Source organism: Paenibacillus sp. alder61 (genome assembly GCF_020179875.1).
GTDB lineage: Bacteria > Bacillota > Bacilli > Paenibacillales > Paenibacillaceae > Fontibacillus > Fontibacillus faecis.
In genome coordinates this window covers 1-572 of record NZ_JAIUDG010000060.1, presented here as the reverse complement: position 1 = coordinate 572, position 572 = coordinate 1, and the positions used below count along the sequence as shown (strand labels likewise).

Annotated in this window: 1 rRNA gene; it reads right to left on the bottom strand. The window is 57.3% G+C overall.

From position 1 onward, the window contains the following. Positions 1 to 572, bottom strand: a 23S ribosomal RNA gene (locus LBW89_RS27380); the annotation flags it as partial.

Below are 572 nucleotides of genomic sequence, written 5' to 3'. Positions count from 1 at the left end.
TTGGGAAATCTCATCTTGAGGGGGGCTTCACGCTTAGATGCTTTCAGCGCTTATCCCGTCCGCACTTAGCTACCCAGCTGTGCTCCTGGCGGAACAACTGGTGCACCAGCGGTGCGTCCATCCCGGTCCTCTCGTACTAAGGACAGCTCCTCTCAAATTTCCTACGCCCACGACAGATAGGGACCGAACTGTCTCACGACGTTCTGAACCCAGCTCGCGTACCGCTTTAATGGGCGAACAGCCCAACCCTTGGGACCTACTTCAGCCCCAGGATGCGATGAGCCGACATCGAGGTGCCAAACCTCCCCGTCGATGTGGACTCTTGGGGGAGATAAGCCTGTTATCCCCAGGGTAGCTTTTATCCGTTGAGCGATGGCCCTTCCATGCGGTACCACCGGATCACTAAGCCCGACTTTCGTCCCTGCTCGACTTGTCAGTCTCGCAGTCAAGCTCCCTTTTGCCTTTGCACTCTGCGAATGATTTCCAACCATTCTGAGGGAACCTTGGGGCGCCTCCGTTACTCTTTAGGAGGCGACCGCCCCAGTCAAACTGCCCGCCTGACACTGTCCCCG